This window comes from Arthrobacter sp. 2RAF6 (assembly GCF_052115205.1).
Lineage (GTDB): Bacteria > Actinomycetota > Actinomycetes > Actinomycetales > Micrococcaceae > Arthrobacter.
This window is the reverse complement of record NZ_JBFRGF010000026.1, coordinates 52,142-75,029: the sequence shown is the minus strand read 5'-3', so window position 1 is coordinate 75,029 and position 22,888 is coordinate 52,142. Positions and strand designations below refer to the sequence as shown.

Below are 22,888 nucleotides of genomic sequence, written 5' to 3'. Positions count from 1 at the left end.
CTGTCCGCCGAAGACCGGTCCGCCGTGGACGAGGAACTCGCCGCCGACACCGGAACCTTCGACGGCGCCGGAGACAAGGCCATCATCGCCGCGGCCCGGACCGCGGCCTACCGGCGGGACCCCCGCTCCGTCACCCAGCGCGCCAGCCACGCCGCCACCGAACGCCACGTCAGCCTCCGCCCGGCACCCGACACGATGGCCTACCTCACCGCCCTGCTACCCGTCGCCCAAGGCGTGGCCGTGCACGCGGCCCTGTCCCGGCACGCCGACACCCTCCGCGCCTCCGGGGAGACCCGGTCCCGGGGGCAGATCATGGCCGACACCCTCATCGAACGCACCACCGGCACCCCCGCAGGGATCAGCGGGGTGGAAGTCCAGCTCGTCATGACCGACCGCACCCTGTTCCAAGGCGACAGCGAACCCGCCCGCCTCCCCGGGTACGGCATCGTCCCCGCAGCTTGGGCCAGGACACTGCTCGCCCGGAACCACGGCACAGCCGAAGCCGGCCAACCCGGGCAGGCCCAAGCCGGCCAAGTTGGCCAGGATCAAGACCAGGGCTTGAAGCTCTGGCTCCGGCGCCTCTACACCGCCCCCGGAACCGGGGACCTCGTCGCCGCCGACTCAAGGGCGCGGCTTTTCCCGCCCGCGCTGCGGCGCTTCATCCAGGCCCGCGACGACACCTGCCGCACCCCCTACTGCGACGCACCGATCAGGCACATCGACCACATCATCCCCTGGCACCACGGCGGCACGACCAGCCTGGCCAACGGGACGGGGCTATGCGAAGCCTGCAACCACACCAAAGAACTCCCCGGCTGGACAGCACAAACCCGGACAGCAACAACACGCCCCGGGACACGGCACGTCGTCGAACTCCGCACCCCCACCGGACACACCTACCGATCAACAGCCCCACCCCTGCCAGGAACGCATTTGAATGGAGACCCGCCCGACACCGGAGCGCATTCCCGGCGCCACCGACGCAAGCTCCGACACCATGCCAAGGCGCTGAAATACGCCCAACCCGCCAAACTGCAGGCCGCCTAAGGATGCTATGCCGAGCCCGGCGCCGCATCTTTCGGAGCCGCATCTCTCGCAGCAAGCGGCAGCGTGATCTTCATGACCGTTCCCCGCGGGCCGCTGCGCTCAACTTCCACAGTGCCGCGGGCCCCGGTGATGATTTCGCGGACCAACGCCAAGCCGATTCCGAAGCTGCGCTGGCCCGGCGCACCTTCCGGAGTGTGGGTCCTCACGAAGCGGTCAAAGATCCGGGTCTGGTCAACTCCCTTGATCCCGGCCCCGGAATCCGAGACGGTGACCACCGCGCGGTTACCGAGCACCGCCGTCGTGATCCCCACTTGGCCGCCAGCGGGGGTGTGCTCTAGCGCATTGTCGGCCAGGGCAAGGAGGGCACGGCGGAAGCCATTGCTGTCAATGAGCGCGAAGGGGCGGTCTTTTTCCGTCAGGGTGACGCGGACGCCTTTCTCCCCCGCGAGCTGTTGCAAGCTCTCGACGACTGCCCCCGCCACCTTGGCGAGATCGCTTGGCTCCGCGTCGGCACCCGGAGGCGAGCCGGTGGCTGCCACAAGCAATTCGTTGACGATGACGGTGAGGGTAGCAGTGTCATTGCGGATGCGGGCGAGTGCTTCCCCGGTTTTTGAGGCCGCGGGGGCATCGCGCTGGGCCAGCTGGACGCGTGCATCCAGGATGGCCAGGGGTGTGCGCAATTCGTGGCTGGCGTCCTGCACGAAGCGTCGCTGCAATGCCAGCGCTTCTCCCAGGGGCCTGATGGCACTCCGCGCGCTGAGCCAGCCGATGGCCCCGGCGAGAAGGATCCCCGCAATGCCGGCAACGATCATGGCCTTCAGGAGGTCCTTTGTATCCAGATACGCGTAGACGGAGTCGGTTTCGCCGGGTCCCGGCAGCGTTGGATGCTGTGCCTGGTTGAAGAGATAAATAGCGGCGGCCGCCAGCAGGCAAAGAACCAAAACCGCGCATGCCGCGCTGATCCGCACTGCGATCTTCAGGGACGCTTTGCGGAGCGTCGCCTGGTCCGGGTTTTCAGTCATGGTGATTGTTCTCAGTCATGGGGGTCGCCGATCTGGTATCCGAGGCCGTGGACCGTCCGGATCACCGTTTTGGAGATCTTGCGGCGCAGGTGGTGGACGTAGGTGTCGATCACGCCCGGCTGGTCCGTGGGGTGGAACAGGGTGTTGACGAGGTCTTCACGGGTAAAGACACGTTCGGGTTCGCCGGCCAAGGTTTCGAGGAGCCCGGCTTCCTTCGCCGTCAGCGTGACCACGGAACCGTACATGGAGCGCATGGAACGGGCACCGGCGTCGAGCTCCCAGTCACCGATTCCCAGAGTCTGAGGCGGCAGGGCGTATGTCCTGGTCAGGGCTCGCAAGCGGGCGGCCAGTTCCATGGCGTCGAACGGTTTGCTCATGTAGTCGTTAGCTCCCGCATCAAGGCCCCGGATCTTCTCGTCGGTGGCACCGAGCGCCGTCAGGATGAGGATGGGGGTGGCGATCCCCTTGGCACGAAGGGCCTTGATCAAGGCAATACCGTCCATGACCGGCAGCCCCCGGTCAATGACCATCGCATCCCAACTCCGGGTCAAGCCGAGGTGGAGGCCGACGCTCCCATCGACAGCCAGGTGAACGGCGAAGTCCGGCTCCAGGAGTTCGCTGATGAGCGGCCCCAGGGCGGCGTCGTCTTCGACCAGGAGGAGGGACGGCCTCTCAGCTGTTGTCATGCTGTCTATTCTTCCCCGGCGTGCCCGTTCCCGGCGCCTGGCGTGGCGCCTACCTTAACCTTGCGCCGCTTTTTGAGGAACTCGAATCCCCAGGGCACGACGGAGATCAAAACCATGATGACGGCAATGGCGTCAATGTTTTTGGCGATGAACTCATAGTGTCCCAGCCAGGAACCCAGCAGTGTCACGGAGGTACCCCAAATGACGGCGCCTGCGATGTTCCACAGGGTGAAGGATTTGTAGTTGTAGCGGGCGATGCCTGCGCTCAGCGGTGCAAATGTCCGCACAATGGGGACAAAGCGGGCCAAGACGATCGCGGGGCCGCCGCGGCGCTTGAAGAATTCTTCGGCCGTGTTCAGGTGCGCGGTCTTCAGGACCCGGGCGTCGTCCTTGAACCAGCGACGTCCGAACTTGCGCCCGAGCATGTAGCCGATCTGGTCTCCTGCGATGGCGGCGGCCGATACGACGGCAATCAACACCGGCAGTTCAACCTGCAGTTGCTGGTGAAGCAGGCCCGTGGTGAACAGCAAAGAGTCACCGGGCAGGAAAGGGAAAAGGAGACCGGATTCGATGAAGACGATCAACGCCACTACGCCCAGCGCCGCGGGACCCAGGCCCTGAAGGAGGGTGGCGGGATCAAGGAATGCGGGCATGGCAGAAAGTATGTGCATGGGGTCCTCCTCAGGATCCGTGTGCTTGGGTTGCGGCTGCTTCCGAAGCGGCTTCTTCCGATCCAGCGCCAAACGGTAGCCGCGCGAAAACCCGCGGTGAGTACCGGTTCCAGAGCCCGGCCAAAACGATCACTGCGGCGCTAGTTGCCAGGAATGACGCCACAACGTCGCTGGGGTAATGGACTCCGATGTAGATGCGCGACCACGCCACTACCACGGCCATGACAGCACCGGCCCACGCAGTGATGACGCCCCACCGGCTTCCCCGGATCACGAAGTACAGGGCGAATGCGAGCGCTACGGCGAAGGCGGTATGGCCGCTGGGAAAGCTGTTGGAACCCGTTTCCGGAGCCAGGGGGTCGAAAAGTAGCGCAGGGTTGGGCCGGTGGCGGGCAACGATGAGTTTGAATACCTCGCTGGCAGCCCAGCCCGAACATCCGAAGAGCACAAACATGACCGCCCGCACGAAGGACTTACGAACCAGGAAAACGAACAAGCCGATCACCAGGACAATGCACACTCCCGCGACGGGGGCGAAGAGGAAGTTCAGTGCCATGGCCACGGTGGTCAATACGCCCACGTGATGGCGGCTGAGTTCCTGGTCGACACCGAATTCGCTGGTGGTCAGGCCTGTTACCGACTTCACGCTGAAGCCAATGGCAAGGACCGCCGCGGCGAGGACAATGCCCCACAGAAGCCAGTACCTGGGCTGCGGAAGCAACGGCACACTGTGGCGGACGACGGCGGAAGTGCGGCCTTCCGCGGAAGCGTTCTGCTTGGCGTCTGATGGCATGCGATTCTCCGGTTCGGGGGTGACGGCCGTTGTATGGCCTTCTTCCACTCTCCCGCGGGGCACTTAAGAAGCTCTTAAGAACTCCTGGTCACGGCCCTTTCCCCTTGACCCGTGGTTTGCTGAGCCCCAGAGTTTAGGAACCTACTGTCCGCCAAATCAAAGGATCTGGGATGTCCGAATTTGCGATCTCGAAAGACGGTACCCGCATCGGGTATGACCAACACGGCGAGGGACCCGCAGTGATCCTGGTTGGCGGTGCAATGCAATTCAGGGGCTTCGACCCCAACACGGTGGAAATGGCCAAGCTCCTGGCTGCCAAGGGGTTCAAGGTGCTGGACTACGACAGGCGCGGCCGTGGGGAAAGCGCCGAGGCTCCGTCATTCACCCTGAAGGACAACATCGACGATCTCGCCACACTGATCGACATCGCGGGCGGCCAGGCTGCGCTCTTCGGGAGCTCTTCCGGTGGCTCGATTTCCCTGGCAGCGGCGGCAGCAGGCCTACCCGTGACGAAGCTGGCGCTCTGGGAGACTCCCCTAAGTGATGAACTCGGCACCGGCGGGGCCGAATTCTTCGCCGGGCTCCAGGAACGGATCGCATCCGGCGACAAGGCCGCCACGATCGAGTACTACATGAAGGACATGCCGCCGGAGTGGCTGGCCGGCGCCAAGAACAGTCCAGGATGGCCCATCATGCTCGAATTGGGCCCCAGCCTTTCTGCCGATGCCGAATCCCTTGCGTGGACCCAGTCCGCGCCGCGGGCAGCACTATGGTCCGGCATCACCCAGCCCACCCTCGCGATCGTCGGCGAGCAAACCATACCGATCATGCCGAAAGCGGCCGACTCCATCGTGGCCAACATCCCGAGTGCCCGCAAAGCCACCATTTCAGGCGCCAACCACAGTTGGGAACCCGGAGTCATGGCCGACGCCCTGGCCGAGTTCCTCGCCGAGTAATACGGCACTCGCTTCCACCATGGAACTGGCCGCGGTCGCCGTCGAACTCTACACACTGGTTCCCTCGGCCTTCACGGCGGCCCGCACCGCGCGGGCGAAGGAAGCCAAGTCCGCGGGGGACGCCGAACTCGCGAAACAGATCGCCCAGTTGCCCAAGCCTTCGACGGCGGCGTGGGCTGTCAACATGCTCGTCCGGCACGGCACCAAGGAATTCGCGGGCGTCCTGGAACTCGGGGCGTCGCTCGGGAGGGCCCAGGAGCAGCAGGATCACGACCGCCTCCGCACGCTCGGTCAACAGCGCCCGCGCGTCCTGGGCGCCGCCGTCGAGCAGGCCAGGGCGGTGGCGGAAGGCCTCGGCGTCAAGGTCAGTGGCGCCGCCGCGATGGAGATCGAGGCCACGTTGCGGGCCGCCATGACGGATCCCGGCGCCGCCGCGGCGCTCCGCAGCGGGCAACTGGTGCGTTCGCTCGCCACGAACGGATTGGAGCCCGTGGATCTCTCGGGCGCGGTGGCGATTGCGGGTGCACTTCCCCCGGTGGATTCCGCCAAAGAAGAGCCCGACGACGGCGGGCGGCAGCGCGGGCGGGCAGACTCCCAGCGCGCTCGCGCCGACTCGGAGCGCGAACGCGAGAAGGCGCAAGCCGCGCTCGTGGAAGCAGAGAGCAACGCGGACAAAGCTGACCTGGAACTCGCCCAGGCCGAGCGCGAAAAGTCGGAGGCCGTGCGCCGGAGCGAGCAACTCGCCGTCGAAGTCAAAGCTGCCAAAGACAAGTTGGCTGCGTTGCAACAGGAGCTTGCCGCGACGGAATGGGCAATCACCCTGGCCGAGCGGAACCGCAAACTGGCAGCCCGGCTAGCCGGCCGGGAACGCCGGACCGCGGAAGCGGCGCGAACCCGGTTGGAGGGATTGTCCTAGTTCGGGACGCAGGCAAGGCTCAACCCCTGGCCTGGTCGCCGCCGGCCAGTCCCATGAACATCGTCTTATGCAAGACATCCACGTGCCGCCGCGAGACCTCCACCGCGCCGAGATCGTCACCGGCCCGCAGGGCGTTCACCAGCGCAATGTGGTCCCGATTGGACTCGTGGAGAAACTCGATCGGGTACGGGATGAAGTATGCGTAGAGTTCCGCCAACGCTTCGTTGTAGACCTCGACCGCCGGACCCAAGCCCGAGGACGCCGCGACCAGCCGGTGAAACCTCTCGTCGGCCTGGTGATACTCGGACCAATTGCTTGATCCGGCCATTTCATGGGTAAGCCGCTCCAGCTCGTCAAGTTGCGCGGCCGTGGCATTGACCGCAGCGAAGTGAGTGACCGCGCATTCGAACAGGAGCCGACGGTCCACCAGCCGGTTCACTGCAAGGGATTCTGCGGGCGACGCAGCGAGCTGCTCGAGCACGTTCCGCGGCGGCTCGTCAGCGACAAATGTGCCGCCGCCGCGTCCGCGACGGCGGACAACGACGCCCTGATCAGCCAGGCTGGCCAGGGCCCTGCGCGCGGTGATCGGGCTGACCGAAAGGCCCAGCGCGACGTCCTGCTGGTCGGGCAGCCTCTCCCCCGGCTGAAGCAGCCCCAAGGATATGGCCATGCCGATCCTCAGCCGCACGGCGTCGATGGCGCTCCGGCGGTCGATTCCGAGCAAAGGGGCAGCATCGATGGGTGAGTCGCCGGTGGTCTCCTCGAGCTGACGGGTCATATCCGCTACTTTACGGTGCAAAATCCACCTTCCTTTTATTTGATCATTATGATCTAATATGAGGCGAGTCACAACGACAACGTGGAGAAAACAGTGCAACGCATCCTTCCCCTCATCGCCGCCCAAACGTCACCCCGACTGATCGGCGAGCCGATCCAGGCCTTCGCAGCCGAGGTGGCCGCCGCCCTCGCGATCCAACCGCAAAGCAAGCTCGTGGTCTTCCCGGAGCTGCACCTCTTTGGGGACACCTACCCGGATCAGCAGCGCACTGAAGTGTTGCAGGACTCTGCCGAACCGCTGGACGGTCCGCGGGTCAACGAGTTGCGACAGCTCGCAGCGGATTTGGGTATCTGGCTGGTTCCGGGCAGCGTCTGCGAACGCGGCCCCGAGGGGCAATTGTTCAACACCCAGTTGGTCCTTTCCCCGGAAGGAGAGCTTGCCGGTTACTACCGCAAGGTCTTCCCTTGGCGTCCCTTCGAGCCCTACGACCCCGGCGACCGGTTCACAACCGTTGACTTGGAAGGGATCGGCAGGGTGGGCCTGAACATTTGCTACGACGCCTGGTTCCCGGAGGTGACCCGCCAACTGGCGTGGATGGGCGCCGAAGTCATCCTCAATGTCGTGAAAACCACGACGGCGGACCGCCAGCAAGAACTCGTCCTCGCCAAGGCAAACGCGATTGTGAACCAGGTCTTCATGGTCAGCGTCAACTGCGCGGGCCCTACCGGCAAAGGCCTCAGCCTGATCGTCGACCCCGAGGGAAACACCATAGCGGCGGCCGACGACGACGCCCCCACCCTTCTCGCCGCGGAACTGGACCTCTCCGCCGTCGAGCATGTCCGCACGCACGGGACCGAAAACCTCAACCGTCCCTGGTCCCAATTCCGCCTCGGCGAACCGGCCATCGAGCTACCCATCTACCAAGGCCGCATCGACCCGACCACGTGGACCCCGCGGTCCTCCAACTCCTAAGGAACCACCGGTGACTACACAACCGAGCCTCACGCGCGCCCTGAAACTGCCCTCGCTGGTCCTGTTCGGGCTGGCCTACCTGACCCCGCTTATCGTGCTGGCGATATTCGGCGTGATCGCCGAAACCACCGGCGGAGCATCGCCGTCGGCCTATCTGGTGGCGATGGTCGCCATGCTCTTCACCGCGCAGAGTTACGGACGGATGGCTGTTGCCTATCCGGTGGCCGGCTCCGCGTACACCTATATCCGGCGCTCCATCGATTCCCGGATCGGGTTCCTGGCCGGTTGGGCAGTCCTGCTGGACTACCTGTTCCTGCCGATGGTCATCTGGCTGATCGGAGGCTCCTACCTCACGGCGCAGTTCCCCGATATTCCCATCGGGGTCTGGATTGTCGCGTTCATCGCCATCACCACCCTGCTCAACGTGGTTGGCGTCAAGGTGGCGGACAAGGCCAACTACCTGCTGATGGCATTTCAGCTTCTGGTAATAGTCCTGTTCGTCGCGCTGTCCGTTGGAACCTTGGTCTCAACCTCCGGCGCGAGTGCGCTTGTCAGCACCGCACCCTTCTTCAACGACACGTCGAGCTTCGACAAGATCACCGCCGGAGCCGCCATAGCCGCGTACTCGTTCCTCGGCTTTGACGCCGTGTCCACCCTCACCGAGGAGACCATCGAGCCGAAGAAGACCGTGCCGAAGGCGATAATGCTCGTCGCACTCATCGGCGGCGCGATCTTCGTTGTCGTGTCCTACACGACCCAGCTGATCCACCCCGGCGGAGTGTTCGACGATTCAGCGTCGGCGGCGTCGGACATCGCGTTGAAGATCGGCGGACAGTTTTTCGGCGCCGTCTTCCTAGCGGGACTCGTGGTGTCCCAGTTTGCTTCCGGGCTCGCGGCACAGGCCAGCGCCTCACGCCTGCTCTACGCCATGGGCCGGGATTCAGTCCTGCCGAAGAAGATCTTCGGGGCGTTGAACAAGTCCTTCCACACACCGGTATTCAACCTGGTCATTACCGGCGCGGTGGGGCTCGTCGCCATGTTCCTGGACGTTGCCACGTCGACGTCGTTCATCAACTTCGGCGCCTTTACGGCCTTCACCCTCGTCAATGTCTCGGTCATTGCCTACTACCTGCGCCAACGACGTTCGGGGCAACGGCTCAGCGTATTGTTCTACGTGGTCATGCCGGCGGTGGGAGCCATCATCGACGGTTTCCTGCTCTCCCAGCTGGACTCGAATGCCATCACGCTGGGGCTGATCTGGCTCTGCGTCGGCGTCGTGGTGCTGGGCATCATCACCAAGGGGTTCCGGAAGGCACCGCCGGAGATGGTGATGGAGGAAAAGGAAGCCGCCCTGGTGTGACGACAGGTCACAGCGTGCTGCCGGAACACAGAGAAATGAGGACTGCCGTGCGCATCACCCTAGCCCAGATCGATTCCGGCACGGACGTCGACCGTAACCTCGACCTCATCGCGGATTACTGTGCCAGGGCCGCCGGCGAGGGCTCTGACCTCATTGTGTTCCCGGAGTACTCGACGTATGAGAAAAGCCGGATGGACCAGAGCTTCGTGGACATGGCTGAACCCCTTGACGGCCCGGTGGCTGCCAAGCTCCAGGCGACGGCTGCACGTTACGGGATCGCCGTCGTCGCGGGCCTCCTGGAAGCATCCGAAGAAGGGGACGGATCCGGGGAACGGGACGGACCCGAGGAAACAGACCGCGCCTTCAACACCTTGGTAGCCATCGGTCCGGACGGTTCCCGCCTTGCCAGCTACCGGAAGATCCATCTGTTTGACTGCCAAGGATTCCGCGAATCGGACTACATCAAACCCGCGCCTGAGCCAGTGCCTGTCACTTTTTCCTGCGGCGGGATGACGTTCGGGTTGATGACCTGCTACGACCTGCGCTTCCCCGAGCTGGCGCGCATCCTGGCCGATTCCGGGGCCGAGGTGCTCCTCGTCTGCTCGTCCTGGGTTCCAGGCACAGCCAAGACCGAGCAATGGGCCACGTTGGCCAAGGCCCGGGCAATAGAGAACGGCGTGTACGTGGCGGCGGTCTCCCAGATTCCGCCGGTGTCGATCGGCTACAGCATGCTCATTGACCCACTGGGAACTGTCCTGCATAGCCTCGGCACGGAGCCGGCCACCGCGACGCTGGACCTTTCACCGGATGCCGTCCAGGCTGCCCGGGACCAGTTCCCCACATGGCGGCACCACCGGCTCGTCTAGGAATCCCGCGGTCTCTTCTAGGCCGCCCAACTCTGTGCTAAACCAAAGTCAAGATGCACCCACGCATCGGAGGAGAAACGCCATGAGCACTACGACGGACAAAGGATCGGGCCGCGGACTGGAGGTCAGGTCGATCGACTACGTTCCGCTGAACGAGCGGCACGGCAAGGTCTCACACATCGGGCCGTTGTGGTTCGTCAGCAACGCCCAGATCGCCACCCTGGCCGTAGGGTTGATCAGCATCACCACCGGCGGCAACCTGATCTGGTCGCTGCTCGCGATCGCCATCGGGGTGCTCGTCGGCACGCTGTTCATGGCCGCGCACTCTTCGCAGGGCCCCCAACTCGGACTGCCGCAGATGATCCAGTCCCGGCCGCAATTCGGCTACATCGGCGCCCTGCTGGTTTGGCTCTTCGCCTACCTCCAGTACGCCGGCTTCAACATCTTCAACACCATCCTGGCCGGCCAAGCCATCCAGGAATCGGTCAACGTCGGGTCCCAAAACCTGTGGTTCTGGGTAGTCACCATTATTGCCGTGGTCATCGCCTTGTTCGGCTACGACCTCATCCACGCCTTTGAGCGCTACCTGACCTACCTGACCATCATCATGCTGGCGCTGCTCACCATTGCAGCCGTGAAGCTGGTCATCCCTGCCGGCGCATACAACCTGGCCGACTTCCATCTGGTGCCGTTCCTGGGCCAGCTGGGGGTCGCGGCCGGCTACCAGATTTCCTGGGCCATCTACGTCTCGGACTACTCCCGCTACCTTCCGCCGTCCAGCGGAAGGGGCACCTTCCGGTGGACTTTCTGGGGCAGTGCCCTCGGCGGTATCTGGGTGATGTTCCTGGGCGCGTACATCGGCGCCGCCGCCGGGGAAAACTTCGAAACCATCGGCTCGATCAAATCCACCGCCGACCAGCTCTTCGGCGGATTCGGTGGCATCGCGTTGTTCGTCGCCGCCCTGGGTCTGCTGTCCGTGACCGCCTTGAACATGTACGGCGGTTCGCTGACCCTGATATCGTCCATCGACAGCGTGCGGCAGATCCGGCCTACCCTGAGGCTCCGGATCATCACGATCTCCATCACCGCACTCATTTCCGTGGTCCTGGCGAACCTTGCTTCGTCCGACTTCCTGGCCAACTTCAACGACTTCCTGCTGCTGGTGCTGTACTTCTTCATTCCGTGGACGGCGGTCAACCTCACCGACTACTTCATCGTCCGCAAGGGCCACTACGCCATCGCAGAGATCTTCAAGCCGGACGGGATCTACGGACGCTGGGGCTGGCCTGGCATCATCTCCTACCTCGTCGGCTTTGTGCTGATGATCCCCTTCTTCTCCGCCGGTAAGCTCTTCGTCGGGTTCATAGCCCATGCCCTTGACGGCGCCGATATCTCGCTGTTTATTGGACTCCCCGTCTCCGCTGGGCTGTACTGGCTAATGACCCGGCGTATCGACGTGGAGGCAGAGACCCGCTTGGCCAAGGCAGAGGCCGAGGCCTTGGAGGCCGCCGCGCACGAACACATCCTGCCGTAGCTCCGTTCTAGACGGGGGTCAGGCAGTGGCGATGACCGTGGACGCCGCCAGAACGTTGCCGGACTTGTCCAAAGCCTCGACGGCGGCCCTCGGCGCGGCGGCCACCGCCGTCGACGTTTCAAAGCCCCGACGCGGAACCGTCACTGCTTCGGACATGGACCCGGGACCGGTTCCGGTGAGGAACCTCCACTTGGCAACCTCGGTTGCGCCGTTCCAGCTGGTGTAGAGCTGCATCGTGGACCCGTTGCCGGGCACCGCGGCCAGGTCGGGGACGGTGTCCGGCCGGCCCGTCCACGGCGAGCGGTAGGTGCGGTAAGAGGCATCGCCCAGTCCGGTCGCCTCGAATACCGCTTTCCCATCGGGAGTGAATTCGGTGGCGGCGGGGTCCGCTCCCCAGCCCACCAGGACGTGCCCGTTATCGAGGAACTGCAGGTTCCCTTCGGCGTCGCCCCGGTGGCCGCCCCTGCTGAACTCCTGCTTGACGACGGCGGTGCGCGCCTTTTCGTCAACGGCGAGGAGCAGCCCGCGCGATGTCCCGGTGGTGCCTTGGTTGTAATGGTTGTCGAACATGCTGACGATCCCGTTGGGCCGGCGTCGAACATCATGCTGCCAAGCGAAGACAGACTCCGGCGTCATCGAGAAGTCGCTGCGTTTCCCGCCCAAACGCCAGCGGATCTTCCCGTCCGAGCGGCCGATCAAATATGCGGTGTGCGTGTGGCGGGACGAAACAAGGAGTGCGTCCCCGCTCTCGTCCACGGAATTGAGGTGGAACGGATCGAACGCTTTCGTGGCGTCGGAGCCGTCGGCCTTGGGGTTGTCAGACGGGCGCACATAGGACTCAGTCAGGTCGATGTGGACTGAGGCCGTCCAGTCAAAGAGGACCTTGCCGGAACGGATGCCGATTTCCTGGACATGGCAATCAAACATGTAGCCCTGTGCAGGTCCGCCCACCGACGTCAGGTCATGCCGGACAGTCGGGTAGGAGATCATCAACGCCGTCCCGGCGGGGGTGATGGTGAACTCGTGCAGATCCGCTTGGAGCCCGTTGCCAGTGTTGACTTCGGCCACGGTGCGGTAGTGGACGTCCTTGACGACGCCCTTTCCTGCACCGTGTCCACCGGTTCCGATTCCAGTCCAATAAGTCAAAACCGTTTGGCCTTCGAAGGCTTGTACCCGAAGGTCCGTCACGCCGGAACCTGTCGGTTCCATCCATATCGGTTCACCGTGGTTGTCCATGATCAGCCCGTTGGTGCCGTGGCCCATCGGTCCCACGAACAGCAGGCCTGCCCCGGTAGGACCGGTAGCCCAGCTGGCAACGCGGGCAGCGGTCAAAGCCGTGGAAACGAAGCTACGGATCGCAGGGGCGGAAGCCGTGCTGCTCGCCGACGGCGAGGGTGACGCCGTCGGCGTCGGTGTAGCCGCGCTGACCGGGGCCGTGCCCCCGGGCAACATACCCGTCCTTGCGATGCCGAGTCCCGCGAGCAATCCCGCGCCTGCCATCCCGGCCCCGCTAAGGAAGCCGCGCCGGCTCACCTTGAAGTGGGACTCACGGTCTTCCCGCGAAGCCGCCCCAGTCTCCGTATTCTGCTCCACCCCCTCAGGATAGGACCGGAACACAGTGCGGGAACCGGACAGAAGCTGCAAGTTTGCCGTAAGTGGGCGGGGCGGGAACTCGATGTTTGGTACGGGCTGTCCAGGCGTCACGAAGAGCAGGTTTTTGTTGCCTCGAGTCGGCCCGCGAGCTCAGGATTCCGGGGTTTGAGCGGAGTCGCGGTGGTCGAAGAAGAGGCTGGTAGCGGTGTCCAAGGTGGCGATCTGGCTCATCTGTTCGTCCGCGAGGGTGAAGTCGAAGACATCGAGGTTCTGGGCCATGCGTTCCGGCCTTCGGCGAATGGTCCCCAGGACTCGATCTGGACGCCGCGTTCGCGCATCATTGCTTGGTCGGCGCCACGCTGGTGGAAGGGGTGGGTCTCGATCTGGTTGACGGCCGGGACAATCTCGTTGTGGTCGATGAGGTCCACCAGCCGGTCCAGGTGGAAGTTCGAGACCCCGATTGCACGGGCGAGGCCGTCCTTGTGGATTTCCTGCATGGCGCGCCACTCGCAGAGCTTAGTGGTGATGAAGAGTTCGTCGCGGGAGATGCCGCTGTTCTTGATGGCCGCGCCGACGGCGGCCTCGTTGCCAGTTCGTACGGGCGCCGGGGGTGAAGCGGACTATCGCCGCCACGAGACGCGAGGGCGCCTCGCCGTTGTGGAGTGAGTTGAGGTAGACGTCTCCCGCGAACCTCTCCTGCGGGGCTTTGGCCGTGGGGGTAGGAGGAACGAGTTTCATAGTGTCTTCCTTTCGCTAAACGGGGACTGATTCAAGAAAACCAGTCCCCGCGTCCGCGTGGGAGTGCCTGTCATACCCTGTACTGCCAGTGCCTGTTTCAGCTGCCGTGGATGCCTTTGATGGTGACCGCGATTTTCCCCCGCACTTTGCCGGCGTCGAAATAGCGCATGGCCTCCGGAACCTGCTCCAGCGGATAGCTGCGGTCGACAGTAGGGGTGAGGGTTCCGGCGTCGATGAGCCCGGCAAGGTATTCGAGGTCTGCAACGCCTTGCGTCGCCATGACCGTTGTCAGCCGCTGGCTGATGAACGGGGACAGCGCCAGTGCCCTGAATTGCCTGTCGATACTGCCTGTCCAGGAGCCGCCTTCTTCGCCGCCGGTGATAACGGCCGTGCCGGCAGGGGTGAGTGCCCGGCGGAGGCGAGCCAGTGTGGGGTTCCCGGCGATATCCAGGATCAGATCGTAGTGTTCTGTGCCGTCGGCGAAGTCCTGCTTCGTGTAGTCGAGGACGTGAGCGGCGCCGAGCGAGCGCACGAGGTCCATCTTGGCCGTACTGCAAACGCCCGTGACCTCGGCCCCGGCCGCTTTGGCGAGCTGAACAGCGTAACTGCCCACTCCCCCAGAGGCGCCAAGGATTAGCACCTTGTGTCCCGGCGCTATCTGGCCCGCGGCGCGCAGAGCCTGCAGCGCAGTGCAAGCGGAAACGGGGACCACCGAGGCATGTTCGAAACTGATGTTCGCCGGTTTGAGCGCGAGCTGGCTTTCGCGGGCCGTCGCGTACTCAGCGAAAGTGCCCTTCCCGACGCCGAAGACGTGGTCGCCGACGGCGAACCGGGTCACTGCCGCTCCGACCGCCATGACCGTGCCGGCCAAGTCAAGACCGGGGACGGGGTTTTTCGGGGCTCGGATGCCGAAGGCCAGGCGCAGCGCGTAGGGCAGGCCCCGGGTTACATGCCAGGTTCCCCGGTCCAGGCCTGCGGCATGGACCCGAACCAGCACCTCGTTTTCGGCAATCTTCGGCGTGGGGATCTGCGCCATGTGCAGGACGTCGGCGGAACCGTAAGCCTCCTGCACGATGGCTCGCATCGTGACCGACGCATCCGGCTGCGCCGCGGGCGAACCGCCCGAAATCGGAGTCTCCGCAGCATGCTGAGCAGAGGTCATGGCCGTTCCTTTCCAGTCAATGGGGTGTGCAGCTTTTCGTACGCTGTACTAAAAAGATTATCGTACAATGTACTAAATCGCTAGAGCCCTGTACTAAATCGCTAGAGCCCAAGGAGTCACAATGCCGGACACTGCACGGCCCCTCCCGCAGCGGCGCCTTCCGCTGAGCCGCGAAAGGGTGCTCGGCTGCGCTGTGGAACTCGCCGACGAGTCCGGAATCGCAGCGCTGACCATCCGCTCGCTCGCCCAGAGCATGGGAACCAAACCCATGTCGCTCTATTACTACGTGGCCAATAAGGATGAGATTCTGGACGGCATCGTAGACATGGTCTTCAGCGAAATCGAATCACCCTCCCCCGAGGGCGATTGGCGGGAGGAAATGTACCGACGGGCGCACGCAGTGCGCAGCGCGCTCAAACGCCATCCGTGGGCGGTCGGTCTGTTGGAGAGCCGTTCTTCCCCAGGCGAAGCGAACCTGCGCCATCACGAAGCGACGCTGGCGACTTTGAGGGCAGCGGGCTTTTCCGTTCAAATGACAGCCCATGCCTACGCCCTGCTCGACAGTTACATCTACGGATTCGCGCTACAGGAAGCCGCCCTGCCTTTTGACGGCCGGGACACCGCCTCGGAGATCACAGCGCCGATCGTTGAACGCTTTTCGACCGGGCAATACCCCCACATGATGGAGATTGCCACCGAACACGTCCTCAAGCCCGGCTACGACTTCGGGGACGAATTCGACTTCGGGCTAAACCTCATCCTCGACGGCCTCACCCGGTCGATGAGGTGAGCTAGAGATGCCCGGCGAATCCGAAACTCGCCCGATCCTGGCACTGGTTCACGTGCCACCGCTCAAACGGCTCCTGGGCCGGGTCGCCGGGCTCGGCTTCCACCGCGAACACATCCACAGCCCTCATCACGCTAACCACCGGTAATCTTTTGGCCGAGCTGTCGGCCGCGGGGGCGGATGTGACGTGGGTGACAAGTGTGGTGTTTGGTGCAAAGCTGGTCGCGCCGCGTTGGCTGTTTTGCCACCGCGGATCTTATTGATCCTCAGGGAGGTTTCGTGAAGAAGATTCTTAGCGTTTCCGGGGCGTTGCTGCTGTTGATGAGTGCGCTCTCAGCGACGGTACCGGCGGCAGTTGCTCAACCATCTCCGTCCGCCAATTGGCATGCGGAGAGGGTATGCCCCGATGTCCCAAGCGGCGATGCGTCGTGTTTTGCGCTCAAATACGTCGATGATTCAATGGCCCCGGCTACGGCGCTGGCGCAAGGACGACAATCCAAGCCTGCTTCGAGCACGCCACCCGCCACCGGCAAGACCCCTGCGGATATACAGAGCGCGTACAACATCACAGGCCTCACGTCCGGCGGCCGAACCGTCGCAGTCGTAGATGCCTATGGGTATCCGAACCTTGAACGCGATCTCGGCGTCTACCGCTCACAGTTCGGCCTTCCGGCATGCACGGTCAGCAACGGCTGCCTCACTATTAAGGACCAAAACGGCGGCAACAAGCTGCCCAGGTTCAATTCCGGCTGGGCCGACGAAACCGCCCTCGACGTCGACGCCGTCTCGGCAGCCTGCCCGGACTGCAAGATCCTCGTGGTGCAAGCGACAACAGCCAGTATCACCAATCTTGGTACAGCCGTGGCAACGGCCGCCAAACAGCCAGGGGTCGTCGCGATTTCCAACAGTTACGGCGGCGGGGATTCGGCAGACTCCAGCTACGGCGCGTACTACAACCACCCGGGCATCGCCGTGACGGCGTCAACCGGTGACAACGGGTACTCCGGCTCGTCCTACCCCGCTTCCTCGAGTTACGTCACCGCGGTGGGAGGCACATCCTTGGTGAAGAACACCAGTACACGCGGGTGGGGTGAGTCTGCCTGGTCCGGCTCGGGATCAGGCTGCTCAAGTGTCAATGCCGCGTTGCCGGCAGCGGCCACGTTCGGCACGGGGTGCGGAAAGCGCGCCTCAGCAGACGTCGCCGCCGTCGCAGATCCGCAGACCGGATTGGCAGTCTATGCGCCGAGTAGCAGCACCACCTCGTCATGGGCCCAGTATGGAGGCACGAGCCTGTCTTCACCCCTGATCGCGGCCATGTATGCGCTTTCCGGAAACTCGGGCGGCTCCACGACGCTGGCCAACTCCCTCCCGTACACAAACTCAGGGAAATTCAATGACGTCGCCTCGGGTTCAACGGGCAGCTGTTCCACGAGCCAATGGTGCCTCTCCGGCGCCGGATGGGACGGACCCACGGGCGTCGGCACTCCGAACGGGGTCGCCGGACTCTAACGCATGCCGCAATGACGGATGGGCAGCGTCACGCCAAGCACCCCCAAGCCCTAGTGCTTCAGGTTCGTCAGCTCCTGCAAAACCTTGTCCGAGGTCGTGATGATGCGGGCGTTCGCCTGGAAGCCGCGCTGGGGCACGATGAGGTTGGTGAATTCCTGGGAGAGGTCCACGTTGGACATCTACAGGGCCCAGGCAGTCAAGGTACCGAGTCCGGCGTCGCCCGGGGCGCCCAACTGGGCCGCGCCCGAGTTGGCGGTTGGTGAAGCGCGCAAGGGCCCTATGCGCCAGCCCTTACCCGAACAACACTGGAGGATCTGGGCCCGGACTGGGCTGAGCTCGCAAACACCCTGATAGTGGTCAACCTCGCTCACCTTTGGGCCGTTTCCGGCAGACGCCCGCTCAGATGATCAACCCCGAACCAAAATTGTTTGGGAATAACACTTGCGCCAGGGCTTGTCCGCGTTCATACTAAATGAACGTCATTCATTTAGTGACTCCCGTCTCACTAGAGAACAATCTGCATGACCGGATGCCCCGGCATCACCCAGCGACACCTCTCGGCCATCTAGAAAGAGCCAAGCACATGACTCAAATAACCCGCCCAAGCACAAGGAAGACCGTGGAGGCCCACGATCCCGCCGGCACCGAACACGGCATCAGCGGCAAAGGACTCAAGACGGGGCAGCTGGGGCTCCTCGCCGTCGTCGTCCTTGGTATTTCCTCCGTGGCACCCGCCTACAGCCTGACCAGCTCACTGGGCCCGGCGGTCAACGCGGTGGGCCTGCAACTGCCTGCTATCTTCATCGTCGCCTTCATCCCGATGATCCTCGTGGCATTCGCCTACCGGGAGCTCAACGCAGACTCTCCCGACAGCGGCACCACCTTCACGTGGGCCACCAAGGCCTTCGGCCCGTTCATCGGATGGATGGGCGGCTGGGGGCTGCTGGCCGCCAACATCATCGTCCTTTCCAACCTGGCAGGCGTCGCGGTGGACTTCTTCTACCTCTTCCTCGCCCAGGTTTTCGGCAATCCCGATCTTGCCGACCTCACCACCAACAAGGCCTTGAACATCGCCACATGCCTTGCCTTCGTGGCGCTGGCTGTCTGGGTCAGCTACCGAGGCCTCCACGCCACCAAACTCGTCCAGTACGCCATGGTGGGATTCCAGGTAGTGGTCTTGGGCGTGTTCATCGTCATGGCCCTCACCCACGCCTCCTCCGGCGACACCCCCACGGCAATCGCCTTCAGCTGGGACTGGTTCGACCCCACGAAAATCAGCAGCTTCGAGCAGTTCGCTGCCGGCATGTCCCTGGCGGTCTTCGTCTACTGGGGCTGGGACGTCTGCTTGACGGTCAATGAAGAGACCAAGGGCGGCAAGGGCACTGCCGGCAAGGCCGGAACCACCACGGCGATCGCCGTCCTGGGACTCTACGTCGCAGTGATCGTCGCAACGATGATGGTCGCAGGCGTTGGTGGCGACGGCATCGGCCTCAACAACCCGGACAACCAGTCCAATATCTTCGCCGCGTTGGCTTCCCCCGTCATGGGTCCCTTGGCCATCCTGATGTCATTGGCCGTACTCGCAGGCACCGCGTCGTCCCTGCAGTCCACCATGGCTTCCCCCGCCCGTAGCCTGCTCGCCATGGGTCACTACGGCGCCCTTCCGCAGAAGTTCTCCACCGTGAGCAAGCGCTTCGGTTCTCCGGGCTATGCAACCATCGTTGCCGGGGCTATCTCCGGAGGGTTCTACGCCATCATGAAGGTAGTCAGCGAGAACGTCCTCAATGACACCATCCTTGCCCTGGGCTTGATGATCTGCTTCTACTACGGAATGACCGCTTTTGCCTGCGCTTGGTACTTCCGGCACAGCGTGTTCAGCGGCGTCCGCAACTTCTTCATGCGCCTGCTCTTCCCGGTGATCGGTGGCGTCGTCCTGACCCTCGTCTTCATCCAGACGGCGGTGGACAGCTGGTCTCCGGACTTCGGCAGCGGTTCCGAGATCTTCGGCGTCGGCCTCGTGTTCATCATCGGCGTGGGCATTCTGGCCCTCGGAGCAGTCGTGATGGTGGTCATGGCCCGCGTCCGCCCCGGCTTCTTCCGCGGCGAGACCCTCCGCAAGGACACTCCGGCACTCGTGGTTCCCGAGTAGCCCTCCGCGCGGCAGAAGCCTTCAGTGCCGCAGAAGCCCTGTTCCGGAATCACCCGGAGCAGGGCTTCTGTGGTGTGAAGGGTGGCTTGCGTTCCGGCGGGCCGCTCACCACATGTGGGCGACGTCGATCACCAGGCGCGAACCCGTTCCCGGACCAGCCAACGTGAAGACCCTGAAGGGAAGCCGGGCGCGAAGACCCAGGCCAAGGCTCGTGTATCCCTCGAAGCTGCCCGCGTAAGCCACCTGCCGGAACGTCTTGTAGTCCGAGACGTTCGTCAGCTCGTTCTTGTCGGCCGGGTTATACGTGGCATTGCCGCCGGAGTTGTACGCGGGGGCGTTGACCGTGACTTGCAGGAACGCGTTGCCCCTCAGCTCGACCGGAAGTCCAGAGCCGTCGTGCAGTACCTGCGGAACGTAGCGGATTGAATAGCCGGCAACAGCACCGTTCAGGTCGATCACCAGGCGGTCAAAGCAGATTTGCTGGCCCGTCCTGACATTCACCACTTGTGCCTGGGTCAGCGCCGGGTTGGACTTCGCCAACGATCCCCATACGATCCCGCAATACGGCTCTGCGGACGCCGCCCCCGGAGCCACGAGACCAAGCCCGGCGGCCACTACCAAGGCCGCCAACCACGCATGAAACTTTCTCACCAGGGCCCTCTCCCCTTGAATATTTGAGCGATCCGATACCTCAAGCGTAAGAGCGTCGGGGCCCTTTCAGGAGCTTCGTATCCGCTTCGGCGCCCAACTGTTAGCGGACCTCGCGAAGGGTCACGAGGACGTGATTCAGCCGCCTGGTTTCCGCGGTTTTACAGGGTTTCGGGGCCGTTTCGCGCCTCCGTTCGTTATCACGGATAACGACGCCGGAGCGGTGGCTTCTGCGCGGTGCAAGTACGGACAAACCAGAATCACTATCGATAGCCTGTCCCAACAAATTTCTTCTAATTTTCTAGGTTCTTTCGATCGGGTTGGTTCCTTCGGCCTAATAATGTCGTAGGTCCCTGAAATGCTTGGTTTATGACCGGGAACCGGGGAACACAGCTGATCGGATCGGGCGCGCCCTCGGGCGGCGCTGTTCCGGATGCTGCCGTGCCGGGCATCCGGGTGCGGGATTTGATCGATGCCGTTGCCTCGTTCCGGCCCGAAGCCGGCGGCACCGGACTTGCCGAGCGCGCCGAACTAATTGACCGCACGGAATTGATTGGCCAGTTGCGTGCCCTTGAGGATCTGAAGTCCGCGGCCGCGGGGGCGCAGGCGAGGATCGCCGTCGCGTTCGATGCCGCCCAGCGCAGCGCCGAGAAAGAGCTGGGTGTTCCGGCCGAGGAACGCGGGCGCGGCGTCGGAGCCCAGATTGCCTTGGCCCGGCGGGAATCCCCCGCCCGCGGATCCCGGCTCTTTGGACTGTCGAAGGCCCTCGTCACGGAAATGCCGCACACCCTCGCCGCCCTGGACACCGGGCAGCTGAACGAATGGCGTGCCACGTTATTGGTGAAGGAAACGGCCTGCCTGAACGCCGAAGACCGCTCCGCCGTGGACGAGGAACTCGCCGCCGACACCGGAACCTTCGACGGCGCCGGAGACAAGGCCATCATCGCCGCGGCCCGGACCGCGGCCTACCGGCGGGACCCCCGCTCGGTCACCCAGCGCGCCAGCCACGCCGCCGCCGAACGGCACGTCAGCCTCCGCCCGGCACCGGACACGATGGCCTACCTCACCGCCCTGCTCCCCGTCGCCCAAGGCGTCGCCGTGCACGCGGCCCTGTCTCGGCACGCCGACACCCTCCGCCCCTCCGGGGAGACCCGGTCCCGGGGGCAGGTCATGGCCGACACCCTGGTCGAACGCGTCACCGGCACCCCCGCAGGGATCAGCGGGATCGAGGTTCAGCTCGTCATGACCGACCGCACCCTGTTCCAGGGCGATGCCGAACCGGCCCGGCTCCCCGGCTACGGCATCGTGCCCGCAGCTTGGGCCAGGACACTGCTCGCCCGGAACCACGGCATAGCCGAAGCCGGCCAAGAACTCAAGCTCTGGCTCCGGCGCCTCTACACCGCCCCCGGAACCGGGACCTCGTCGCCGCCGACTCAAGGGCGCGGCTTTTCCCGCCCGCGCTGCGGCGCTTCATCCAAGCCCGCGACGACACCTGCCGCACGCCCTACTGCGACGCACCGATCAGGCACATCGACCACATCATCCCCTGGCACCACGGCGGCACCACCAGCCTGGCCAACGGGACGGGGCTATGCGAAGCCTGCAACCACACCAAAGAACTCCCCGGCTGGACAGCACAAACCCGGACAGCACAAACCCGGACAGCACAAACCCGGACAGCACAAACCGGCCCCGGGACACGGCATGTCCTCGACATCCGCACCCCCACCGGACACACCTACCAATCAACAGCCCCACCCCTACCCGGAACCGGGCCGCCAGGCAGCAATCCACCAGGCACAGGGTCAAGCAGCACAGACCCACCCGATACCGCGGCACCACACTCCAGACAGCACCGGCGCAAACTACGCCACCACGCCAAGGCCCTCAAATACGCCCGCGTCACCGAACTACAAGCCGCCGCGTGAGCACCCACGCGACCACGACCCCGGCGAAGGGCTAGCCGCGTCGCCGGAGCGCTGGCTCCCGCAGGCAAGCAAAAGCCCCGCCCGGCTGGTTTGGTGTTGCTGGATTCCAGTCGGGCGGGGCTGCTTTGCGTGCGGGGTTTAGCCTTCGCAGTCGCGGCAGTACTTGAGGCCGTTCTTTTCCAGTGCGATCTGCGACCGGTGACGGACCAGGAAGCACGATGAACACGTAAATTCATCGGACTGCTCCGGGACAACGATGACAGTCAGTTCTTCGCCGGACAGATCGGCGCCCGGAAGGTCAATGCCCTCGGCTGTGTCGTTCTCGTCGACGTCGATGACAGCAGTCTGGGCACCGGAGCCGCGCGACGCCTGAAGGGCCTCGAGCGATTCGGCGGGAGACTCTTCTTCGGTCTTGCGTGGGGCGTCGTAATCGGTAGCCATTGTTGTGGTTCACTTTCGTTGCTGCATAGTGCCATTTCAGGCACCTCAGTGAAGCAGTTTAGGGCATAGTACACGCCATCAACGAATAGTGTGTTCAACAAGACATTTGGCTAAGTGAAAACCCCGGAATCCCGGGGTTTTAACTACTCCATAGCGCGGATTTTCCTGGCCTGGGCGTCGGCAATGGCCACGCCGCTGAGGGCCGGGAGCCAACCGTACCGGGTGGTTTCAGTGGCTCCGGAAGCCCCCAGCTCGGCGGCGTCGTAGAAGTAGGCAGCTTCGATCCAGGCGCTCACCTTGGACATAATGGATACGATCATGCGGCCACGGTA

Annotated in this window: 24 protein-coding genes and 2 pseudogenes; 12 read left to right on the top strand and 14 right to left on the bottom strand. The window is 64.0% G+C overall.

What is annotated here, in order from left to right; translation table 11 throughout:
• A partial coding sequence (locus AB4Z38_RS17495; protein ID WP_441430883.1) for an HNH endonuclease occupies window positions 1-1,047 on the top strand: 1,047 nt, incomplete at its 5' end.
• A 5-nt stretch (window positions 1,048-1,052) separates the two neighbouring features.
• Here AB4Z38_RS17495 and AB4Z38_RS17490 read toward each other — a convergent pair.
• Genes AB4Z38_RS17490 through AB4Z38_RS17475 form a run of 4 tightly spaced genes read right to left on the bottom strand, consistent with a single transcriptional unit; the run spans window position 1,053 to window position 4,219 of the window.
• Window positions 1,053-2,069 (bottom strand): sensor histidine kinase, encoded by a 1,017-nt coding sequence (locus AB4Z38_RS17490; RefSeq protein WP_441430882.1) that lies wholly within the window; start codon window positions 2,067-2,069, stop codon window positions 1,053-1,055.
• An 11-nt stretch (window positions 2,070-2,080) separates the two neighbouring features.
• Entirely contained in the window at window positions 2,081-2,755 is a 675-nt protein-coding gene (locus AB4Z38_RS17485; protein WP_441430881.1) for a response regulator transcription factor, read from the bottom strand.
• A gap of 5 nt (window positions 2,756-2,760) precedes the next feature.
• The gene (locus AB4Z38_RS17480) at window positions 2,761-3,426 is read right to left on the bottom strand and encodes a DedA family protein (RefSeq protein WP_441430880.1); all 666 of its coding nucleotides are present in this window, start codon (window positions 3,424-3,426) and stop codon (window positions 2,761-2,763) included.
• A gap of 10 nt (window positions 3,427-3,436) precedes the next feature.
• Window positions 3,437-4,219, bottom strand: a complete 783-nt coding sequence (locus AB4Z38_RS17475) for a phosphatase PAP2 family protein (RefSeq protein WP_441430879.1) — start codon at window positions 4,217-4,219, stop codon at window positions 3,437-3,439.
• Between the two features lie 170 nt (window positions 4,220-4,389).
• On the opposite strand from AB4Z38_RS17475, the gene AB4Z38_RS17470 reads away from it, so the two are divergent.
• Entirely contained in the window at window positions 4,390-5,175 is a 786-nt protein-coding gene (locus tag AB4Z38_RS17470) for an alpha/beta fold hydrolase (RefSeq protein ID WP_441430878.1), read from the top strand.
• A gap of 19 nt (window positions 5,176-5,194) precedes the next feature.
• Window positions 5,195-6,091, top strand: a complete 897-nt coding sequence (locus tag AB4Z38_RS17465) for a hypothetical protein (protein WP_441430877.1) — start codon at window positions 5,195-5,197, stop codon at window positions 6,089-6,091.
• Between the two features lie 19 nt (window positions 6,092-6,110).
• Here the strand turns inward: AB4Z38_RS17465 and AB4Z38_RS17460 are convergent, their stop codons facing one another.
• A complete protein-coding gene (locus AB4Z38_RS17460; protein WP_441430876.1) occupies window positions 6,111-6,869 on the bottom strand; it encodes a FadR/GntR family transcriptional regulator in 759 nt (252 codons plus the stop codon).
• A 93-nt stretch (window positions 6,870-6,962) separates the two neighbouring features.
• Here AB4Z38_RS17460 and AB4Z38_RS17455 point away from each other — a divergent pair, with 93 nt between their 5' ends.
• The 4 genes from AB4Z38_RS17455 (at window position 6,963) to AB4Z38_RS17440 (ending at window position 11,601) form a co-directional block, all read left to right on the top strand.
• Window positions 6,963-7,841, top strand: coding sequence for a carbon-nitrogen hydrolase family protein (locus AB4Z38_RS17455; RefSeq protein WP_441430875.1), 879 nt, complete (start codon window positions 6,963-6,965; stop codon window positions 7,839-7,841).
• A 10-nt stretch (window positions 7,842-7,851) separates the two neighbouring features.
• Window positions 7,852-9,201: an APC family permease gene (locus AB4Z38_RS17450; RefSeq protein ID WP_441430874.1), complete on the top strand. Its 1,350-nt coding sequence runs from the start codon at window positions 7,852-7,854 to the stop codon at window positions 9,199-9,201.
• 47 nt (window positions 9,202-9,248) lie between these two features.
• Window positions 9,249-10,067 (top strand): carbon-nitrogen hydrolase family protein, encoded by an 819-nt coding sequence (locus tag AB4Z38_RS17445; protein ID WP_441430873.1) that lies wholly within the window; start codon window positions 9,249-9,251, stop codon window positions 10,065-10,067.
• Between the two features lie 82 nt (window positions 10,068-10,149).
• Entirely contained in the window at window positions 10,150-11,601 is a 1,452-nt protein-coding gene (locus AB4Z38_RS17440) for a purine-cytosine permease family protein (RefSeq protein ID WP_441430872.1), read from the top strand.
• Window positions 11,602-11,619: 18 nt separating this feature from the next.
• On the opposite strand, the gene AB4Z38_RS17435 is transcribed toward AB4Z38_RS17440, so the two are convergent.
• From AB4Z38_RS17435 to AB4Z38_RS17425, 3 genes are all read right to left on the bottom strand, one after another.
• The gene (locus AB4Z38_RS17435; protein WP_441430871.1) at window positions 11,620-13,194 is read right to left on the bottom strand and encodes an arylsulfotransferase family protein; all 1,575 of its coding nucleotides are present in this window, start codon (window positions 13,192-13,194) and stop codon (window positions 11,620-11,622) included.
• 150 nt (window positions 13,195-13,344) lie between these two features.
• A complete protein-coding gene (locus AB4Z38_RS17430; RefSeq protein WP_441430870.1) occupies window positions 13,345-13,473 on the bottom strand; it encodes a hypothetical protein in 129 nt (42 codons plus the stop codon).
• The gene (locus AB4Z38_RS17425; RefSeq protein ID WP_441430885.1) at window positions 13,422-13,655 is read right to left on the bottom strand and encodes a hypothetical protein; all 234 of its coding nucleotides are present in this window, start codon (window positions 13,653-13,655) and stop codon (window positions 13,422-13,424) included. The genes AB4Z38_RS17430 and AB4Z38_RS17425 overlap by 52 nt, the downstream gene beginning before the upstream one ends.
• On the opposite strand from AB4Z38_RS17425, the gene AB4Z38_RS17420 reads away from it, so the two are divergent.
• On the top strand, window positions 13,566-13,808 hold the full coding sequence (locus tag AB4Z38_RS17420; RefSeq protein ID WP_441430886.1) for a hypothetical protein: 243 nt from the start codon (window positions 13,566-13,568) through the stop codon (window positions 13,806-13,808). The two genes, AB4Z38_RS17425 and AB4Z38_RS17420, sit on opposite strands and share 90 nt — an antisense overlap.
• Here the strand turns inward: AB4Z38_RS17420 and AB4Z38_RS17415 are convergent.
• Together AB4Z38_RS17415 and AB4Z38_RS17410 are read right to left on the bottom strand one after the other, a co-directional pair.
• Window positions 13,711-13,932 (bottom strand): hypothetical protein, encoded by a 222-nt coding sequence (locus tag AB4Z38_RS17415; protein WP_441430869.1) that lies wholly within the window; start codon window positions 13,930-13,932, stop codon window positions 13,711-13,713. The two genes, AB4Z38_RS17420 and AB4Z38_RS17415, sit on opposite strands and share 98 nt — an antisense overlap.
• Before the next feature lie 97 nt (window positions 13,933-14,029).
• The gene (locus tag AB4Z38_RS17410) at window positions 14,030-15,094 is read right to left on the bottom strand and encodes an NAD(P)-dependent alcohol dehydrogenase (protein WP_441430868.1); all 1,065 of its coding nucleotides are present in this window, start codon (window positions 15,092-15,094) and stop codon (window positions 14,030-14,032) included.
• Window positions 15,095-15,215: 121 nt separating this feature from the next.
• Between AB4Z38_RS17410 and AB4Z38_RS17405 the strand changes: the two genes are divergently transcribed.
• Both AB4Z38_RS17405 and AB4Z38_RS17400 read left to right on the top strand, forming a co-directional pair.
• Window positions 15,216-15,884, top strand: coding sequence for a TetR/AcrR family transcriptional regulator (locus AB4Z38_RS17405; RefSeq protein WP_441430867.1), 669 nt, complete (start codon window positions 15,216-15,218; stop codon window positions 15,882-15,884).
• Between the two features lie 276 nt (window positions 15,885-16,160).
• Window positions 16,161-17,390 (top strand): S53 family peptidase, encoded by a 1,230-nt coding sequence (locus AB4Z38_RS17400; RefSeq protein WP_441430866.1) that lies wholly within the window; start codon window positions 16,161-16,163, stop codon window positions 17,388-17,390.
• Between the two features lie 50 nt (window positions 17,391-17,440).
• On the opposite strand, the pseudogene AB4Z38_RS17395 reads toward AB4Z38_RS17400, so the two are convergent.
• Window positions 17,441-17,647, bottom strand: a pseudogene (locus tag AB4Z38_RS17395) (flagellar basal body rod C-terminal domain-containing protein); the annotation flags it as partial.
• A gap of 326 nt (window positions 17,648-17,973) precedes the next feature.
• Between AB4Z38_RS17395 and AB4Z38_RS17390 the strand changes: the two are divergent.
• Window positions 17,974-19,539, top strand: coding sequence for an APC family permease (locus AB4Z38_RS17390; RefSeq protein WP_441430865.1), 1,566 nt, complete (start codon window positions 17,974-17,976; stop codon window positions 19,537-19,539).
• Between the two features lie 105 nt (window positions 19,540-19,644).
• Here AB4Z38_RS17390 and AB4Z38_RS17385 read toward each other — a convergent pair whose 3' ends face one another.
• Entirely contained in the window at window positions 19,645-20,190 is a 546-nt protein-coding gene (locus AB4Z38_RS17385; RefSeq protein ID WP_441430864.1) for an AMIN-like domain-containing (lipo)protein, read from the bottom strand.
• 366 nt (window positions 20,191-20,556) lie between these two features.
• On the opposite strand from AB4Z38_RS17385, the pseudogene AB4Z38_RS17380 reads away from it, so the two are divergent.
• Window positions 20,557-22,115, top strand: a pseudogene (locus AB4Z38_RS17380) (HNH endonuclease).
• Between the two features lie 138 nt (window positions 22,116-22,253).
• Here AB4Z38_RS17380 and AB4Z38_RS17375 read toward each other — a convergent pair.
• Together AB4Z38_RS17375 and AB4Z38_RS17370 are read right to left on the bottom strand one after the other, a co-directional pair.
• The gene (locus AB4Z38_RS17375; RefSeq protein ID WP_028266109.1) at window positions 22,254-22,556 is read right to left on the bottom strand and encodes a DUF4193 domain-containing protein; all 303 of its coding nucleotides are present in this window, start codon (window positions 22,554-22,556) and stop codon (window positions 22,254-22,256) included.
• Between the two features lie 143 nt (window positions 22,557-22,699).
• On the bottom strand, window positions 22,700-22,876 hold the full coding sequence (locus tag AB4Z38_RS17370) for a hypothetical protein (RefSeq protein ID WP_441430863.1): 177 nt from the start codon (window positions 22,874-22,876) through the stop codon (window positions 22,700-22,702).
• Between the last annotated feature and the right edge of the window lie 12 nt (window positions 22,877-22,888).

Excerpts from the sequence above, each read along its gene's own strand:
- AB4Z38_RS17490 (WP_441430882.1), bottom strand. The coding sequence starts at position 2,069 with ATGACTGAAAACCCGGACCAGGCGACGCTCCGCAAAGCGTCCCTGAAG.
- AB4Z38_RS17485 (WP_441430881.1), bottom strand. The coding sequence starts at position 2,755 with ATGACAACAGCTGAGAGGCCGTCCCTCCTCCTGGTCGAAGACGACGCC.
- AB4Z38_RS17480 (WP_441430880.1), bottom strand. The coding sequence starts at position 3,426 with ATGCACATACTTTCTGCCATGCCCGCATTCCTTGATCCCGCCACCCTC.
- AB4Z38_RS17475 (WP_441430879.1), bottom strand. The coding sequence starts at position 4,219 with ATGCCATCAGACGCCAAGCAGAACGCTTCCGCGGAAGGCCGCACTTCC.
- AB4Z38_RS17470 (WP_441430878.1), top strand. The coding sequence starts at position 4,390 with ATGTCCGAATTTGCGATCTCGAAAGACGGTACCCGCATCGGGTATGAC.
- AB4Z38_RS17465 (WP_441430877.1), top strand. The coding sequence starts at position 5,195 with ATGGAACTGGCCGCGGTCGCCGTCGAACTCTACACACTGGTTCCCTCG.
- AB4Z38_RS17460 (WP_441430876.1), bottom strand. The coding sequence starts at position 6,869 with ATGACCCGTCAGCTCGAGGAGACCACCGGCGACTCACCCATCGATGCT.
- AB4Z38_RS17440 (WP_441430872.1), top strand. The coding sequence starts at position 10,150 with ATGAGCACTACGACGGACAAAGGATCGGGCCGCGGACTGGAGGTCAGG.
- AB4Z38_RS17430 (WP_441430870.1), bottom strand. The coding sequence starts at position 13,473 with ATGGCCCAGAACCTCGATGTCTTCGACTTCACCCTCGCGGACGAACAG.
- AB4Z38_RS17415 (WP_441430869.1), bottom strand. The coding sequence starts at position 13,932 with ATGAAACTCGTTCCTCCTACCCCCACGGCCAAAGCCCCGCAGGAGAGG.
- AB4Z38_RS17410 (WP_441430868.1), bottom strand. The coding sequence starts at position 15,094 with ATGACCTCTGCTCAGCATGCTGCGGAGACTCCGATTTCGGGCGGTTCG.
- AB4Z38_RS17405 (WP_441430867.1), top strand. The coding sequence starts at position 15,216 with ATGCCGGACACTGCACGGCCCCTCCCGCAGCGGCGCCTTCCGCTGAGC.
- AB4Z38_RS17390 (WP_441430865.1), top strand. The coding sequence starts at position 17,974 with ATGACTCAAATAACCCGCCCAAGCACAAGGAAGACCGTGGAGGCCCAC.
- AB4Z38_RS17375 (WP_028266109.1), bottom strand. The coding sequence starts at position 22,556 with ATGGCTACCGATTACGACGCCCCACGCAAGACCGAAGAAGAGTCTCCC.
- AB4Z38_RS17370 (WP_441430863.1), bottom strand. The coding sequence starts at position 22,876 with ATGATCGTATCCATTATGTCCAAGGTGAGCGCCTGGATCGAAGCTGCC.